Below are 17031 nucleotides of genomic sequence, written 5' to 3'. Positions count from 1 at the left end.
TAGTAGTGAGGACTTTAGTCCTTCCAGATTTTTGAGGGTTGAAGTCCTCACTACCAACCAATAAGTTTTGCTATCTTGTCAGAACAATTTAGATTTGAGGAAATGCCAAATGCTGTCATCTCCGATCGTATTGCGAATGCTACCAGAATTGCAAATGACAGAGGACGAGTTTTTCGACTTCTGTCAAATCAATCGCAATTTGCGAATTGAACGCAACCAGCGAGGAGAAATACTATTGTTGACTCTTGTTGGCGGAATCAGCAGCAACCGCAATGCTATTTTAACTGGAGAACTGGGCATTTGGACAGAGGAAGACGGAACTGGCGTTGGCTTTGCTTCTTGTACGGGATTTACTTTATCGATCGGCTCCGTGCGATCGCCTGACGCTTCCTGGATTAAACTAGAAAGGTGGAATGCTTTATCAAAAGCACAGCAAGAAAAATTTGCCCCAATTTGCCCTGACTTTGTAGTTGAACTCAGACCAGATTTTGAGGACTTAGAGCCGCTACAAGAAAAGATGCAAGAATATATGAGAGAACCAGGAGTGCGGCTGGGCTGGCTGATAGACCGCAAAAATCGCAGAGTCTACATCTACCGCCCCGGTTTGACCGAGGAATGCTTGGAGAATCCGGTGACAGTCAGTGGCGACCCAGTTTTGCCGGGATTTGTGTTGAATATGAGCAAGATTTGGTAAACTGCTAGCACGAAATATCAAAGTTATTGTCAGAATTATATAGTATAGAAACAATCAAAAAATATGGATATCAAAAACGGCTTTGTAGGCACTATCGGCAATACTCCCCTCATCCGCTTAAACAGCTTCAGCGATGAAACCGGCTGCGAAATTCTCGGCAAAGCAGAGTTTCTCAATCCCGGCGGTTCCGTCAAAGACCGGGCTGCTTTGTACATCATCAAAGACGCTGAAGAAAAAGGCTTGCTGAAACCGGGGGGAACTGTTGTTGAAGGCACTGCCGGCAATACTGGCATCGGTTTAGCACACATTTGCAACGCTAAAGGTTACAAGTGTTTGATTGTGATTCCTGATACCCAATCACAAGAAAAAATTGATGCTTTGAAAACCTTGGGCGCCGAAGTTCGGACTGTTCCTGCTGTTCCTTACAAAGACCCGAATAATTATGTCAAAATGTCGGGAAGATTGGCTGCGGAAATGGAGAATGCCGTCTGGGCAAATCAGTTTGACAATTTAGCCAATCGCCAAGCTCATTTTGAGACAACTGGCCCGGAAATCTGGGAACAAACCGATGGGAAAGTTGATGCCTGGGTGGCTGCAACGGGTACGGGTGGAACTTTCGCGGGTGTATCAATGTTTTTGAAATCCAAAAATTCCGCGATTAAAAGTGTCTTGGCAGACCCGATGGGCAGCGGGCTTTACAGTTATTTCAAAACTGGGGAAATTAAGACTGAAGGTAGTTCGATTACTGAGGGAATTGGTACCAGCCGCGTTACTGCAAATATGGAGAATGCCCCGGTAGATGATGCTATCCAAATTGATGATACTGAAGCTGTCCGCGTGGTTTACCAATTGCTGAGGAAAGAAGGCTTATTTATGGGCGGTTCTGTTGGGATTAATGTGGGGGCGGCCGTGGCTTTGGCTAAGCAAATGGGGCCGGGACATAGGATTGTGACGGTACTTTGCGACGGTGGAGCTCGGTATCAGTCGCGTTTGTTCGATCGCCAATGGTTGGCATCAAAAGGTTTATCATCAGATGAGTAGGCACGTTGCACACGTGTATCGAGATTGGTCTGGCGCAGTCCAAAAATCCCGAAAACGCTTGTAGCGCAGATAAGATTGTCAAACTCACCAATCATTGGGAAATTATCTGCGTCTATCAGTGTTTGTTTCAAAAGTATCTGCGGTTAGCGGATTCATCCCAGATTTATGTAGCTCGATCGCCAATGGTTGGCATCAAAAGGTTTATCATCAGATGAGTAGGCACGTTGCACACGTGTATCGAGATTGGTCTGGCGCAGTCCAACTCACCAATCATTGGGAAATTATCTGTGTCTATCAGTGTTTGTTTCAAAAGTATCTGCGGTTAGCGGATTCATCCCAGATTTATGTAGCTCGATCGCCAATGGTTGGCATCAAAAGGTTTATCATCAGATTAATATCGGGTGCCTGTGGTGTACCTGAATAATCCCCCACGTGCGCCTTGCTCACTTTATAATTAGAGTATATATGGCCACACCTATTTCCATGATAAAAAAATAGCATATATTCAGCCGAGTGTCAAGTAAAAAAACATGAAAATCAAAGAATCTTCGAGGCAAGTTCTTGTTTGCCAAAACCGCACTTGTCGCAAGCAAAGTACAGCAAAGGTACTGGCAGCTTTTAAACAATTGTCACCTTCTGAAGTTGAAGTTGTTGCTAGCGGTTGTTTGGGACAGTGCGGTAACGGGCCGATGGTGTTGGTACTACCAGAAGAGGTTTGGTATAGCGGTATTTCTGCTGAAGAAGTTGCGGCAATAACTGAGCAACATTTGCGGGGAGGAAAGCCAGTAGAGGCGATGCTTTACCGCAAATTTCATGTGAAGTGCTAAATAGCCGATCGCCTGTATTCCACTAATTAATTATATTGCAATACGGTTTACTTAACACTTTTTATGCCCCGGAGATCCCCCTCGCATCCCCCTGGTTGTAGGGGGACTTAAGAGCTTTCTTGTCCCCCCCCTTTTTAAGGGCTACGGTGTACACACAACTCCTAGAAACCTGGCTATGTCTGACACAACCTGACGTAGGCAAGGTTTTGAGAGTAGCGAACTTTTGATCGAGAGTTTTAGCTTATTGATAATGGTTGACGGGAAATCAAGGATTAAAAAAATAAATTTCCGTTTTTTTCCGTCATCTGATTTCCAACTCGACTTGTGTGTACACCGTAGCTTTTTAAGGGGGGGTTAGGGGGGATCTGCCTTAAGTAAACCGTATTGGACTATAAGATTAGTACAAGTTCGCTCAAATAAATCCTGGCGTTCTTATCTAACAAGTGTCCGAAAACCTAAAATATTACCCCCCTATGTAGTGGCAGATTTGTATCAAAGACGCTGGCGAATTGAAGAGATTTTTTGTACAGTAAAGAGAGTTTTAAATTTAAGTTATTTATGGACAGGTTCGCTCAACGGAATCCAGATCCAAATCTGGGCTAGTTGGCTATTTTATGCGGTTTTGATAGACTTAGGGGATGCCGTTGACCTCTCAACGTACCTTCTACAGTTGCTTCTAAAACAAAACCCGTTTTATTGGCTCTACAACCCCTATTCATTTTGTTTGCTCCTGAATATAATTTGAATTAAGCCGATCGCACTTTTAGCACTCCCCGGTCAAAAACCCGCTTGTCAGTACCGATCGCACTGACAAACATCCGGTCTTCATAGACATCAAACGTCGCAAAACTCAGGCGGCTAGCAGAAAACTCCGTCCACTCAGAACGCCCCACCGGACGAGTGCCTCCGCCAGCACCGCAAATTAAATAAGTCGTACCGTCAATCGAACGGGTGCGTTCGTAACTGTGTTCGTGTCCGTTGATATAAAGCTGCACGCCGTATTTTTTAAACAAAGGCGTCAAAGTCTTAATAAAAGGTTGATTCAATCCATACACGCCAGAGGAATAAATCTGGTGGTGGCCGAACACAACTTTCCACGGTGCAGTGCTTTGACTCAACTCTTTCTCCAGCCAAGCAAGCTGATTTTTCCAATCCGCATTATCATTAGTATCTAACGCAAAAAACTGTACCGGATCGCGCCGAAAAGTATAGTAGCGACCTTGCATATTAAAACCCGGATATTTAACTTGCGGGTCGCCGTTAGCAGTGCGAATGTCGTGATTTCCCAAACAAGCATAAAATTTTACGCCTTGCTGCAATAACGGCTGATAAGGCTTCTCAAAAACAGCATTAATTTTTTCAATTTCGCCGTTATTGTAGATATTGTCGCCGGCGAGAACAGCCAGATTAAAAGGATTTTCCCGGTGATATTGCGCCATCGCCTCAGCCACAGCATACTGACCTTCAGCGCCGGTGCCGGTGTCGGCCAGCGAAATAAAGCGTAAAATAGGCGGTGAGGCCGGCAATGGGACGATCGCCCTTTGGGCCTCAAGGTTAGAAGGCACAGCAGCATTGGCGTCTTTACCCCAGGAAGTCCGAAGCTGAAGCATTTTCGAGACTCCTGCCCAACCTAGGGCGCCCAGACTGCCTAAAATTAGAAAGTGACGGCGTTTGATGCTCATGAGAAATTTGGGTAGAACTAATTAAATGATAAATTAGGGATGAGATGGCTCACCTAAAATTTATCCTGTTTAGATATATTTGTAACGCTCCAAGGCAGAGAAAATGTCAGAAGAACCACTAAATCAACCAACTCCAGAACCGTCTGAATCTCCGACACCGGAGGTAGACTCGCCAGCAAAGTCGGCGGCGACTCCCAGTACAGCTAAAAATGCGAGCAGCGCTGTTCCCACAAATGAGAAAATCGCGGAAGTTAACAGCGTACCCCCGCAAAAAGCTGCGGTAAAATTCGATAAAAAGCCTGTTTCTAAACCCGCAGGCGGTAGTTTTTTAGCAAAAGTCGGCGTACTGTGGCAAAGTATTGTAGGGCTAGTGCGATCGCTCCTACCTGCATCTGCGAACGCCAAGCTGTCCGATCCAATTTTAAACGCCTCCTTAGCTGCAATTCTGATCGTTGCGATCGGTTTAACTGTAAACAGTTTTTCGGCAAAACCGCCCCAGAAAGTAGCAAAAGCGCCTATCCCAGCAGCACAGCTATCCCCCACCTTTGACGATTTTGTGGCGCCGCCAACAGCGAAATCCCCAGAGGCGATCGCAAATTCTGAGCCTACACCCGCTAAATTTAAAAGCAAATTGCCCGATTTAGCGGCCCCGAAAAAACCAGAGCCTGTAGAAATTATTCCGCCACCGCTGACGCCGGAACAGTCTCTGATTGCTGCGATTCAAACTCAAGTTGCTGAGATTACAAATCGCCTGGGCGGCGGTTTAGTTAAGTCTGTTGATGCTGATTTCTCGATCGGTCTTTTGACTGTCCAAGTCGCTGAAGATTGGTACAAACTCAGCGATGTAGAGCAAAATCAGCTCGCCAGTCAAATGTGGAAAGAAGCTAACTCACTGGATTTCAGCAAGTTACAAATTGCAAATCTGGAAGGTAAGTTAATAGCTAGAAGTCCGGTTGTTGGTTCGGAAATGATTATTTTAGAAAGAGGTATTAATAAAGTTTAAATCCTCTGTATCTGCAAACGGTCTGATAAGTCGGAAAGTCCAGGAGCCACGATATATAGCCTTTCTCAGATAGGTGAGGTACGTTGTTGGGCTTCAGCCCTCTCTCATTTGATGAGGACTGAAGTCCGAACGATCGAACCTTAAAAAGCTGATTTAGCAGAGATTAAATTAATTAACTTTGAGGGAAATTGAACAATGACAATTTTAACTCAAGTCGAACAAGTAGAAATTCAATATCCGAGCAGTGACGGAGAGCCGATGGCCGAAAGCGACATCACGCGCGATTACATGACTTATGCTGTAGAAGCTGCAAACCTTTACTTTCAAGGGCGTTCTGATGTTTACGTGTCAGCGAATTCTTTCATTTAGAAATAGCAATTAAATCACTTAAGCAATTTGCTTGTTATTTTCGCTCTACCTGGTGACGCAGATAGGCGACACTCTGCCTCCTTTGACGAACCAGCTTATAGGACAGAGGACTGTAGGAGCTGTTTAAATTATTAAATTTTCGTTCCTTATTATGAAGAAAGGAACAACATTGTTCCGTAATTTCAAGGCAGTAAATTTGAGTAGGCTTGAAATGAAATCCTAGAACAATTTAAGTATTATTACTGAGTAACGTACATTACTTTCATAAAGAATCTGTAAACTTTTAACAATTGAATCACAATTTATCAGTAAAACAAACTAACAAGCGCAGCAAGTTTCACATATGGGCTGGTATTAAGTTGTTGCCGACACTGCCAGTTTTTCAGTGCCAGACTGAAAATCTCAGTAATTTCCGTGATTGACTGGGTTCCGAAAATACGGGAACATTATTTTCAATAAAATTTTGGAAAATAAATAACAATAAAGCACTAAAAACTCGCTCAAATCGGAATCCACACATTCCTCTTGAACGAAGTCTGAAGCGCATCAATTAGTTAGTTTGAAACTACCAAAATTCAACAGCTCACTCGCATCTACGCAAATCAAACATGAAACCTTTTCAAGCTTCACCTTTTAACACTCAAGATCCGTTTCAGAATTTGCTCGCCTCAGAATTTGAGATTGATACCAAAAACTTACTCAATAATCGATCGCTCGCCAACACCATCCCAGAACAAACACTCGCTTTACTTCCAGCCAATGAGAACAATAGCGCTGAAGACATCGCCAGTTGTTCTAACTCCCTTAGTTTGACTCAGAGCTTCCCCAACACAGATTTTACCCCCCGAAAAAAATAGCGCACTGGATGCTCTGACTGGAGAATTTATAGGCGAAAGGGATCTCGACTACTCAGACAAAGATATTTTAATCGGCGAAAGACGCGCATCCCTACTCGCACCAACAGCTTCAAATCCTAAAAAACCTCCCATCATCCAAAACGCCGAACTTAAGTTTACAGACAGCAACAATCAACCTTTTCCCAACAATCAACCCGTTCTCTTCATCACGGTTACCAATGTATTAGTTGACAATTTTGGCGACCCCGCAGGCAGTCGATTCAGCGACTTAACCGTAAAATTTTTAGTCGGTAAACAGTCTTACGAAGCAACAGTTTTGACAGACAAAAGTCGCAAATTGGCAAACAATCAATTTGAAATCGCAGTTCAAGTTCCCAACACCGTACCGTTAGGTGAATCCCGCATCGTCATCAGCCGCAAGCAAAACGAAAAAGTCAGCCCGAAGCCTTCAGAAGCAGCAAAAGAAGTTAAATACGATAGCAGTCCTTACCGAATAGAAAACAATACAGCATACATCTTTGCCGCGCAGTGGACAGCAGATAAAGTTGCAATTATTAACGGTGCAAATCCCAAATCAGTCGTCGCAGCTACTAATAGCAGCGACTTGTCGGTTGCCAGCGTTTCTGTAGGCACGGATGATATACTCGATCGCCCGCGAGAACTAACTGTAACCAGTGACGGCAGCCGCGCTTACGTAGTAATGGATCGTTCTGGGCGCGTTGCTGTAGTCGATCCGATGACGCGGCAACAGATAGATACTCAGCCGAATACCGCTGGTATCAATCCGATAAATTTGCCCAGCGGTGCAGAAGGTCGATCGATAGTCATAGACCCCCGCGACGAATACGCCTACATCGCTGACGGCAAAGCTGGCGGCAATTCCATCTACGTTCTCGATATCAACCCGTTCTCATCCAAATATCACCAAGTTACCCAAACTATTACAGTTGGTGCAGCGCCTAGCGGTTTGCGACAGATGGCAATTAGCAGCGACGGCAAAAAGCTATTTGTTACCGCACCAAACGGCGCAAACAGCAAAATTTACGCTGTTAACATCGACCCCAAAGACCGACCCAGCGACCCCAGTCAGAACCCTAAAAAGTGGAATCAATTAATCGCAAATATAACAGCCGATGAAGGATTAGAAGGATTAGCTGCTACGGTCAATCCGTTGAAAATGACATTTACAAACAGCGGCAAAGATAGCAAAGGATTTGGGGTACTGGATATTACCAATAACGACCCCGTAAGTTTTGCTGCTACTACTCGCTATGCAAGTTTAGGGCTGGGTTCAACCTTTGATTACTTCGATGTGAATGAGGGAGTTTCGGTAACAGTTTTACCGGATGCTAGTTATGCGTTTGTTGTGGGTCGGAATGCGGATACAAAATTTTTCGGTCAGGAAATACCCAGCATAGATGGAGACCCGCGGGCCGGGAGCAATATCGGCATTATCAAAGACCCACTGACGAATCCGCAATTAGTAGCAGCAACTCGACCAATCCCCAACGGGTTTGCTACTGATTTAGTGCTTTCTAGTGACAGCAAGTACCTCTATGCTTCCTATCCGAATTTGAGCGGTGCGAACGGCAAAGTGTATGTCTTTGACACTCAGGAATTCATTAGAACTGTGACCAACCCCGGTCAATTTCAAATTGATGCTAAAGGTCGGGGTGTCGGGCTGCCTTTGTTCAACAGCGCTACAGCACGAAATGCTACGGTTGCTGACTTGGCGGCGATTCCAATTGATAATATTAATCCAGCGGTTAGTATTGCTGCTGATTTTCAGATTCTGACCGACGCGAACAATCAATATACTTACGGCGTGCCGCCGGGAAGTAAGAAAGCTCCCGTTTCTGTGACTAACCCTCGCGGTTTGGCGGCGACACCGCTAGATTGGCTGGATTTGAAAGAGCCGATAGGTACTAGCAAGAGTTCAGAAAATCCCCTTAACCCAAAGTTCCAATGGAGTTTTGACAGTCCACCGAATCAGGACATTACAGAAGTTAATCTCTTCGTCAGCGTGTTTGACGAAGGTGAGGGCTTGTTGCCTTGGGATAAAGTAGTTGATTTACCCGACCCTAACGGTAACAAATTTCTCTTCGACCAAGGATTGAGCAAACCGCAGCAGTTAGATTTACTGACAAAACCTTGGAATACATCATCTTACCGCAAAGAAAACGATTTCAACCCCAACCGCATTTTAACTGCGACTTGGCAGAAAGATAGCACCAATATCGGCAAGTGGACTTTCGATGGCGGCAAAACATTTACTCAGGGAAGCAATACCAGCTTTACACTTCCTCCCAGTCTCAAACTGACTGCCGGCCAGAAGTATAATTGGGCAGTTGAAGCTTGGAATAAAGAAGGAAAACGCAACGAGGAGTTTGGTAATTTCTGGACGCCGCTACCGCCAGCCCTCAACGGTGACAATACCTTCAGCAGCGTCACCGTGCTGACTCACGGCTTTAAACCTCCATTTTTGGATAAGCCGGGAATTCCTTCAGAGTTTTACCAAATGGGTAATAGCATTGCCAATGCAGGTATCGACGGCGGCGGTTTAATGATGAAGTACGACCTGCCTACCGGTTACTGGGTTCCTGTCAACAAATTTGGTGCAGTAGCCCCAGACTTCCAAGCAGGCTTGAATCCCAAAACTGACCCAAACTATCTCACAAAGCTGGGAACTTATATAGCTCCATACCTTGCCCAAAAACAACCGTTAGTCCTGCTGAATAACTGGTCAGAAAATAATGAGTCGGCAGTTCCTGATTCCTGCTTCACAGAAGCAGCAGCAGATGCTTTCTTTACTTCCCTCGTGCAATTGGATGGAGTGCTGAAGAATAAAACCAGCCCTACCAAACAAGGTGCAGTTTTCAATTCACCGCTGCACTTTGTTGGTTTCAGTCGGGGTACAGTTGTTAACAGCGAAATTATTCAGCGTTTGGGTACTCATTTTCCTGATGCTGGCGGCAAACCCAACTCTGGTACTCGCGACCTTCAGATGACAACTTTAGACCCCCATGATTTCAACCAACCGTCGCTAAATGTTGTGACCAAAAATTTCGGTGATTTCCGCGAACCCAAAGTTCAGGTATGGAAAAATGTTACTTTTGCGGACAATTACTATCAGACAGTCCCGAATTTATTGAGCGGTACACTTACGCCGGCAGGTCGCAATATTCCAAATCTACCGTCTACTGAGAACGGAACAGCCCCAGGACTTAAGTTTCCGCGAGAAGGTTGGAGGTCAGACAATCCCAATCCTAATGGTAAGCTGTTAGGAGAACCGGATTTGTCGGTTTTCTTGGGAACTAATAAAAATAACCCAGGTTACAATAACAGCCGTGCTGGGTTTACGACAGATCCTATACCGGGAGATGTACACGGACGTGTTGTGAGTTGGTACGGAGGAACATCCGACTTGTTTCCAACTAACTTTCCGTCCGATCAAAACTTAGAAGTTAATCCTGTATTTCGTCGGCGAGGTGATGGATATCGGGAACGGTTGTTCGATAAAGACTTTTCATTTAACAATAGTGTTGTGACAGGCCCGGCTCGGGTTAGCCCTTGGTATACGCCGGAAAGCAAATTCCAACACGGTGCAGATGCTGCTCCTTGGGAAGGGATTGGTACGGGCTGGTTTTATTCGGCTCTGGGTGGCGGTTACAGTTCGCGCCCCAAAACAAATGTAGAGCGTATCCCGGTTGATTTTGACAACACTTATGATGCCAGGATGCGGGGAGACGCGGCGGTTCCTACTTTGTTTAATGGGAATTTTGATGCTGTTTTCGATCCAAAGGGAGTGACTCGAACTCCTTTGTCTACTGCGATTCCTGGTTGGTCTTTTCATGGTGGTGGTTCAAATATCCCTTCTCCTACAGATAGGTTGGTAGATTGGAGTACGATTCCTAGTCTTAGCAATTACAGGACGCAGGTAGGTTATAGTCCAGCTCAACCTAACTACGCACTTGAATTAAAAGCTGGTGAAAACATCACACACAATCGCTTTATTGCACCTGATTGGGGAAATTTACGGTTCGATATACACGCTCCAAACCGTAGTGGATTACTAAATGTAACATTTCAAAGCCTTGATGGAAAAATTAAAATTGAAGAACAAATAGATCTAGCAACAGCTATTAAAATACCCACTGATATGACCGATAGTTCTCAGCTTACGATGGCGTACTTAAATAATCAGAATAGAGTCAAGTTTGGTGAAGAAGGTTTTGAAACTTTCCAACTTAACTTGCAAATTAGAAACGATCTGACAAAACAGTATCGAGGGCAACCAGCTATTGTCAAGTTTGAGCTAGCAGGGGGTAAATCCGTTTACCTGGACAATGTTTTCTTTAAGAGCGATTATCTGAAGTGGGGCAATCCAACTGAAGCCAGATGGGACTTCAACAAACCTAATGAAAATCCCTATCAAACTAACTTGCTACTTGAGAAGCCACAATATGCCTCATCTTATAATGCTGTCACCAAATTACCTAACTGGGTAAGTTGGAAAGTTGACAAAACTTGGAATCAGCAATTTAAAGGTCGTACGGGAGATCAGTTTATAGTTGACCCCAACTTACCTGGTAGTCCTAACTTCCCAAGCTGGCCTCGAATTGACGGGGAAATTTATCGGGGTACAGGTCTAGATAAAGGCCATCTTATCCCTGACAAAGATAGAAACAGAAATGAGAAAGATGCTCTTTCTACCTACATGAGTACAAACTTAATCCCGCAAGCAATAGACAATAACCGACTTTTCCGCAATCGCAATAATGGAGGTAGATTGGATCCAGACATTTCGCCTGCCTGGTCTAGAATTGAATCAAAATTAGTTGAACAGCTAATCTTTGATTACGACAAACAACTCTATATTACTGCTGGTGTTTTTGATACTAAACAACAGAATTGGTCTATCCAGCCAAAAACTCGAGCACCAGAAGCACTTACGGAAGCGCCAAATCAGGGAAATACAAATCCTACAAATTTAGAATCTAACGGAATTCGCATTCCTGGGTGGACATGGAAAACAATCTTAGTTTCCAACAAATCAAGTCTTGGGGTACAAGATATTCTTGGCAGTTACACGTACATTACGCCTAACGTACCAGAACCTTACACGGACTGGAGCGGGAAAGTAGCAGTCCAAAATCCACTTAATCAACTGTTAGGTGAAAATCGCGATCCTATAACAAGTGCCGAACAATGGCGAAGACCAAATACATGGAAGATTTCTATTAATCAGCTTGAAAATCTTTTGAATACTCAGGGTTCTGACAAAATTTTTAACTTTTTGTCAAATATTCCTGAAAATGTTCGGAAGCGAATTAAAAAACAGAGCGATTTCCAGTTTCCCCCTCCCTAAGTCCGGCTCGATTTGGATTTACGCAGAATTATTATGAAATAGATTGGGGAGATATCTCAATGTTCAAATCATTATAGTTCCCTCAATGCTGCGTAAGTCCTGCTTTTTTTAAAATAGATGTATCCCACACGACAACTTCTTCAAAATTCATCAATAATTTCCCCTCGCGGGCGTTCCCGCCAACATTCACTCGAGTTGATCGGGCCAGGAATAAACTCTCCAGTTACCCAAGTTGTGTTACAGAAATACATATCTTCTTCAATACTCAAGAAATCTTGAATACCCTCAAAGTTGCTTCCGGTAAAATCAGGAGCATACATATCAAATAATTCCAAATATGCACCTCTAAGATCGCAGTAAATTATTTCTGGATTGCGCCATTCACAGTTGATTAACTTAGCGTTTTTAAAATCACTAAAAACTATTCGTTTAATCCCATTAAAATTACAATTAGTTAAATTAGCACCGGACAGATTGACCTGGCTCAATCGTGTCTCCCATAAGAAGCTAACCCCACATAGATTAACACCACTTAAATCAACCTGATGTAAAATTATATCTCGAAACTCTCTTTCTCCTTCAGCATAACGTCCGAGCAATTCTTGAGCGTCAGTCACTCTGTCTGGGTCAGTTTGAATCTGACCATCTGGCATGATAGTTTGACAAAAAATAGTATCTTTTGTCGTTTTAATATCAATGAGATTAGTGTCAGTAAGATTAGTCCCTATCAAAATTGCACCTGTCAAATCAGCACCCATTAAATTAGCACCTGTTAAATCAGCACCCGTTAAATCAGCACCAGCTAAGTGGGCTTGTTTTAGATTCGCCTCACTCAAGTTGGCATTAATTAGGAAGGCGTATTGTAGAAAAATATTTTCCATATTGGCATTGCTAAAATTCGCCTCAATTAAGCGAGTTTGTGTCCCCAATTTTGCATCCCTCATATCAGCATTTATGAAATTGATACCTATCAAACAAGGCCAGTTCAGATAGGCATTTTTTAAATCAATACCGACGAAGTTTCGCTCTCCTGCGTTGTACAATTCAATTAACTCTTTTGGTTTCATAACTCTCCTCTTAAATGACCTACTCAACTTCCTATTGAGTGATAAGTCAACAACCTCCCATCAGGGAAGTCTATTTATTTACTTTAGCTATTGTTCCGCACGCTGCCATCGGGCATGAGGGTTTCTTCAAAATGGCAATCTCGGAAGTCGCCCCCGAAAACACGATCATCTTTCACCCCGAAGTCGGCTTCCCGGAAGTCAGTTCTGGTCAACTTGGCTTCATCAAAATGAACACTATGTAACATAGCTCCCTTGAAGGTTGCCTCAGTGAAATTATTGCAGATAAAACCAAGGCTGCTTATTCCTGCCTTATTAAATTTGGCTCTACTGAAATCAGCACAGAAAAAACTATCCTCCGAGAACCCAGCTCCCGTCAAGTCAGCTCCGCTCAAATTGGCATGGTCAAAAACTGATTGAAAGAAACCTGTTTCCCGCAAAATAGCATTGCTCAAATCTGCTCCTTCAAAATTGCTGTGATCGAAATCAATCCTAGTCAAGTCAGCCCCCCGCAAAATCACTCCATTCATGTAGGGCGCGAGCCGTTGGATATTACTATTACGCAAAATAATACCGCTCAAATCCAACCCTTTGAATTCTTCGATTTCCCAAGACTTGCCTTCAAGAAAATCATAACACTCCACCATGACACCGCTGAAATTTCTCTCCCCAGTCGCATATCGACTGATAATGTCTCTAAACAGCATCTCTTGCCTTTGGAAAATAGCGGTATCTATCTGTGCTCCCTGAAAGTTAGCACCTTTAGTATTCGCGTCAACCAAGTATGTCATGCTAAAATTTGCCGAGGTACAATTAGCATCAATCAAATAAACATCCGTCAAATCAGCTCCCCACAAATTAGCGCGACTGAGATTAGCACCTTCCAAGTCAACCCTTTGTAAGTCAGCATCACTGAGGTCAGCTTCTTCTAAGCAAGCATTACTTAAGTTAGCGCGACTGAGATTAGCAGTGCTCAGGTTACAAGAAGCTAGATGCGCTCCGCTGAGATTGGTTTCTCTGAAATTAGCACCTCTCAAATCAGCGCCACTGAGCTCGATGCCGCTCAAGTCCATGTTTGCTAAATTGGCATCGACTAAGCTAATTCCCGAGAAATCTCTCTCGCCATCGGCATAGCGTCTGAGCAGTTCTTCAGCATCCATAACTTTCGACCTCTATCTATTTACACTCTTAATAAGACTACTTTTAAAAAAGCTATTCTACTCCCGGGATTATACTATTCCAAATAGCGCCATCGGGCATGATAGTATCTTTAAAGTAAACGTCTGTGAAAACAACAGTTCCAGGTTGGTAATTGTTAACTTCACTTATTTTAAAGTCAGTGCCAAAGAAGTTAGCTCTCGTCAAGTCACACTTATAAAAACCCACCCCCTTTTGAAACTTAGCATCCCTAAAATCACTATCAATTAAGTCACAAAAACCAAACCCGGTGTCAATCATTTCGGCTCCACTAAATTTGCATCTACTCAAATTAGTCATGTGAAAACCAGTCTCCTGCAAATCGGTCTGAGTCAAATTCGCCCCAGTCAAATCCGCTCTGTCAAAGTTAGCTCGCCACAGACAAGCTTCGCTCAGGTTAGCCCCACTCAAATCCGCATCTTCAAAATGTGCGTAGGCCAAGTCGAGGTCGCTCAAATCTGAGCCACTAAAATTGATTCCTTCTCCGTAAAAAACCAGGGATCGTAAGTCACTTTCCTTGAAGTTAGCTCCACTCAAGTTCACTCCACTTAAGTAGCGCTCCTTAGACTGCTCGTTGCTCAATTTCACTTTAATCAAAGAAAAGTCTCTCTCCCCAGCCTCATAGCGCCTCAGCACTTCTTCCAACCACAAATGTTTTCTACTGTTGTATATTCTGATATATTCTGCTTCTTTTTCTTCTTCGTTCATGACTTTATTTCTAGAATCTGTTGAGAATAAAAATGTTGATACTACTAAAATAACTCTATCTTTGAAAAACAGCAAATACTTACTTCGGGAGCAAATGTTTATCAACTCGTGGCATCACAGATTTGCAGAAGCGAACATCGACAGACAGTCTATACGATTTTCTTTCTAACATCCCAATTCTGCTTGCTATTAAGGAAAGGCTCAAGAAAGTGCAGAAGGTTCTTCCACAATAGCTCACATTCTGGCTGAAATAGACTTGGTTGAAATCGCAATTCCCGTCGGATTCACCGTCGAACTCATGTTTGAGGAGAAGTCTATAGCCTTTCTCAGAAAGATGAGGTATGATGTTACTGACACTTACTCATGAGGATCAAACAGATAAGACACGATCGAATGAACTATAATTATATGGTTCAGTAAAGCCCAGCGGAAGCGATATAACACATAATAGCATTGTTCTGACAGCACGAAGAAGTTGACTCACAACACGTTTACTTGTACTCCTCTTCATACATTGTGAAAAATGAAAACGTATTCGATTGATTTTCGGCAAAAAATTCTTGATACTTATCATACTGAACCGATTTCACAAAAAGCAATAGCTAAGCGTTTTTCTGTAGCCCTCAGCTTTGTACAAAAATTGCTTAAACAATATCGTGAAACAAAAAATATTACTCCCCGAACTGACCGATGTGGAGTCAAAGGCAAACTGAATGCAGAGCAACTACTCATATTGGGGAAATTGATTGAAGAAAATAATGATGCCACTCTTGAAGAACTTCGTTATTTACTTTATGGAAAAATTGGATTTTCTGTTAGTATATCGACAATAGCAAGAATGATAAAACTCTTAGATATTACAGTCAAAAAAAAGACTCTATTCCCTTCAGGCAAAGGCACAGAGCGAGTGCAAATACTGCGATGTGAGTTCTGGGAAAAAATTAAAAAGTAAGGTTTGAAAGACTTAATATTCATTGATAAATCTGGAGTTAATTTGGCAATGGTTAGATTATATGCTAGAGCTTTGAAAGGTCAGAGAGCCAAGGGGGCAAAGCCAACTAAACGTGGTCAAAATGTCTCAATAATTGGAGCAATATCAGTGTCTGAAATTTTGACATCGGTTAATCTAATAGGCGGAACTGATGCAATTACATTTGAAGCTTTTATTATCAAAAAACTTGTGCCAAAACTATGGAAAGGGGCTTGTGTAGTCATGGATAATTGTCCCATTCACTTGGGAGACGAAGTGAAAAAAGCTATCGAAAAAAAAGGGGCAAAATTAATATTGTTATCTCCTTATTCACCAGATTTTTCACCAATTGAAAATCTGTGGTCAAAGCTTAAAAATATTCTCCGTTCGATCGAGACACCTATAGCAATCCTAAATGATTAATACAGATATGTAGGGGCGGTGCCAAGAGTGCCCGCCCTCTGAGATTGGGCAACCACGGGGAGTAGGGGTCGGATTGCCCCTACAAGAATTACACAAATGATTTAGGATTGCTATAATTATCAAGAATTAACCAAAGCCATAGAGTTGGCGTTGGGTCAAGTTACATCATCAAATATTTTTAACTGGTTTACACACTGCTGTTATTGTACCTCATCTTTCTGAGAAAGGCTATATCTTAGATACTGAAGCAGTGAGTAATTCAGAGGTATTATCGGAATACAAAGCGCAGCAAAGTAATGAGAGAGGATTTAGATTTATCAAAGATCCTTTATTTTTTACTTCGAGTGTATTCGTGAAAAAGCCGGAGCGAGTTGAAGCAATTGGAATGATAATGGGACTGTGTTTGTTAGTATATAACCTGGCACAAAGGAAATTGAGACAACAATTATCAGCTACCAACAAGCAAGTGAAAAATCAGGTAAAGAAATTGACCAATAAGCCGACAATGCGCTGGATATTTCAGATGTTTCAGGCGGTGCATTTAGTGACAATAAATGGAGCGAAGCAGGTCAGTAATTTAACCAAAGAACTTCAAGATATCTTGCGACATTTAGGAGAGTATTGTTGTCAATACTATTTAATGTTTTCAAGTGAATAACGATTGAGTTCGAGGTGTAGATAGTTGTCAATAATTGTCATTAATTAGGGCTTGCTGAAAAAGTCAGAAAACAGCATTTAGAAAGATGAGTGAATTTGAGAATGCCTCGGCAATATAAGTTTTCTCAATCTTGTGATGGCAAAACATAGCTTTTGCCAATCATTTGAGCC

The 17031-nt window shown here is 42.8% G+C and carries 15 protein-coding genes and 2 pseudogenes; 13 read left to right on the top strand and 4 right to left on the bottom strand.

Features of this window, described 5'->3' with window-relative positions:
• The first annotated feature begins 109 nt into the window (after positions 1–109).
• From QZW82_RS22005 to QZW82_RS21985, 5 genes and pseudogenes are all read left to right on the top strand, one after another.
• Positions 110–694 carry a Uma2 family endonuclease gene (locus QZW82_RS22005; protein WP_293152828.1) on the top strand — a complete coding sequence of 195 codons (585 nt, stop codon included), beginning with the start codon at positions 110–112 and terminating at the stop codon, positions 692–694.
• 63 nt (positions 695–757) lie between these two features.
• Positions 758–1735 carry a cysteine synthase A gene (locus tag QZW82_RS22000; RefSeq protein WP_293152825.1) on the top strand — a complete coding sequence of 326 codons (978 nt, stop codon included), beginning with the start codon at positions 758–760 and terminating at the stop codon, positions 1733–1735.
• A gap of 118 nt (positions 1736–1853) precedes the next feature.
• The gene (locus tag QZW82_RS21995) at positions 1854–2159 is read left to right on the top strand and encodes a hypothetical protein (RefSeq protein WP_293152822.1); all 306 of its coding nucleotides are present in this window, start codon (positions 1854–1856) and stop codon (positions 2157–2159) included.
• Between the two features lie 106 nt (positions 2160–2265).
• On the top strand, positions 2266–2562 hold the full coding sequence (locus tag QZW82_RS21990) for a (2Fe-2S) ferredoxin domain-containing protein (RefSeq protein WP_293152819.1): 297 nt from the start codon (positions 2266–2268) through the stop codon (positions 2560–2562).
• Between the two features lie 388 nt (positions 2563–2950).
• Positions 2951–3208: pseudogene (locus QZW82_RS21985) on the top strand (transposase); the annotation flags it as partial.
• 100 nt (positions 3209–3308) lie between these two features.
• Here the strand turns inward: QZW82_RS21985 and QZW82_RS21980 are convergent.
• Positions 3309–4244, bottom strand: a complete 936-nt coding sequence (locus tag QZW82_RS21980; protein WP_293152816.1) for a metallophosphoesterase — start codon at positions 4242–4244, stop codon at positions 3309–3311.
• Positions 4245–4347: 103 nt separating this feature from the next.
• On the opposite strand from QZW82_RS21980, the gene QZW82_RS21975 reads away from it, so the two are divergent.
• The 4 genes from QZW82_RS21975 to QZW82_RS21960 all read left to right on the top strand — a co-directional run bounded on the left by QZW82_RS21975 (position 4348) and on the right by QZW82_RS21960 (position 11841).
• Complete coding sequence (locus QZW82_RS21975; protein ID WP_293152813.1) at positions 4348–5247, top strand: hypothetical protein; 900 nt, start codon at positions 4348–4350, stop codon at positions 5245–5247.
• A gap of 195 nt (positions 5248–5442) precedes the next feature.
• Complete coding sequence (locus QZW82_RS21970) at positions 5443–5616, top strand: hypothetical protein (RefSeq protein WP_293152810.1); 174 nt, start codon at positions 5443–5445, stop codon at positions 5614–5616.
• Between the two features lie 608 nt (positions 5617–6224).
• Positions 6225–6473, top strand: coding sequence for a hypothetical protein (locus tag QZW82_RS21965; RefSeq protein WP_293152807.1), 249 nt, complete (start codon positions 6225–6227; stop codon positions 6471–6473).
• Between the two features lie 316 nt (positions 6474–6789).
• Positions 6790–11841, top strand: a complete 5052-nt coding sequence (locus QZW82_RS21960) for a DNA/RNA non-specific endonuclease (RefSeq protein ID WP_293152804.1) — start codon at positions 6790–6792, stop codon at positions 11839–11841.
• Between the two features lie 140 nt (positions 11842–11981).
• On the opposite strand, the gene QZW82_RS21955 is transcribed toward QZW82_RS21960, so the two are convergent.
• The 3 genes from QZW82_RS21955 to QZW82_RS21945 all read right to left on the bottom strand — a co-directional run bounded on the left by QZW82_RS21955 (position 11982) and on the right by QZW82_RS21945 (position 14810).
• The gene (locus QZW82_RS21955; protein ID WP_293152801.1) at positions 11982–12908 is read right to left on the bottom strand and encodes a pentapeptide repeat-containing protein; all 927 of its coding nucleotides are present in this window, start codon (positions 12906–12908) and stop codon (positions 11982–11984) included.
• 83 nt (positions 12909–12991) lie between these two features.
• Entirely contained in the window at positions 12992–14065 is a 1074-nt protein-coding gene (locus tag QZW82_RS21950; RefSeq protein WP_293152798.1) for a pentapeptide repeat-containing protein, read from the bottom strand.
• A gap of 52 nt (positions 14066–14117) precedes the next feature.
• Positions 14118–14810: a pentapeptide repeat-containing protein gene (locus QZW82_RS21945; protein WP_293152795.1), complete on the bottom strand. Its 693-nt coding sequence runs from the start codon at positions 14808–14810 to the stop codon at positions 14118–14120.
• A 523-nt stretch (positions 14811–15333) separates the two neighbouring features.
• Between QZW82_RS21945 and QZW82_RS21940 the strand changes: the two genes are divergently transcribed.
• The 4 genes and pseudogenes from QZW82_RS21940 to QZW82_RS21925 all read left to right on the top strand — a co-directional run bounded on the left by QZW82_RS21940 (position 15334) and on the right by QZW82_RS21925 (position 16861).
• Positions 15334–15762: an IS630 transposase-related protein gene (locus QZW82_RS21940; RefSeq protein ID WP_293152792.1), complete on the top strand. Its 429-nt coding sequence runs from the start codon at positions 15334–15336 to the stop codon at positions 15760–15762.
• Between the two features lie 3 nt (positions 15763–15765).
• Positions 15766–16203: a transposase gene (locus QZW82_RS21935; RefSeq protein ID WP_293152789.1), complete on the top strand. Its 438-nt coding sequence runs from the start codon at positions 15766–15768 to the stop codon at positions 16201–16203.
• 117 nt (positions 16204–16320) lie between these two features.
• Positions 16321–16425: pseudogene (locus QZW82_RS21930) on the top strand (IS630 family transposase); the annotation flags it as partial.
• Entirely contained in the window at positions 16376–16861 is a 486-nt protein-coding gene (locus tag QZW82_RS21925; protein WP_366665072.1) for an IS1634 family transposase, read from the top strand. The pseudogene QZW82_RS21930 and the gene QZW82_RS21925, both read left to right, overlap by 50 nt.
• The last annotated feature ends 170 nt before the right edge of the window (positions 16862–17031 follow it).

This window comes from Microcoleus sp. bin48.metabat.b7b8b9.023, assembly GCF_013299185.1.
Lineage (GTDB): Bacteria > Cyanobacteriota > Cyanobacteriia > Cyanobacteriales > Microcoleaceae > Microcoleus.
Note: the sequence above shows the minus strand (reverse complement) of the source record. Positions and strands in the feature narration are given on the sequence as shown.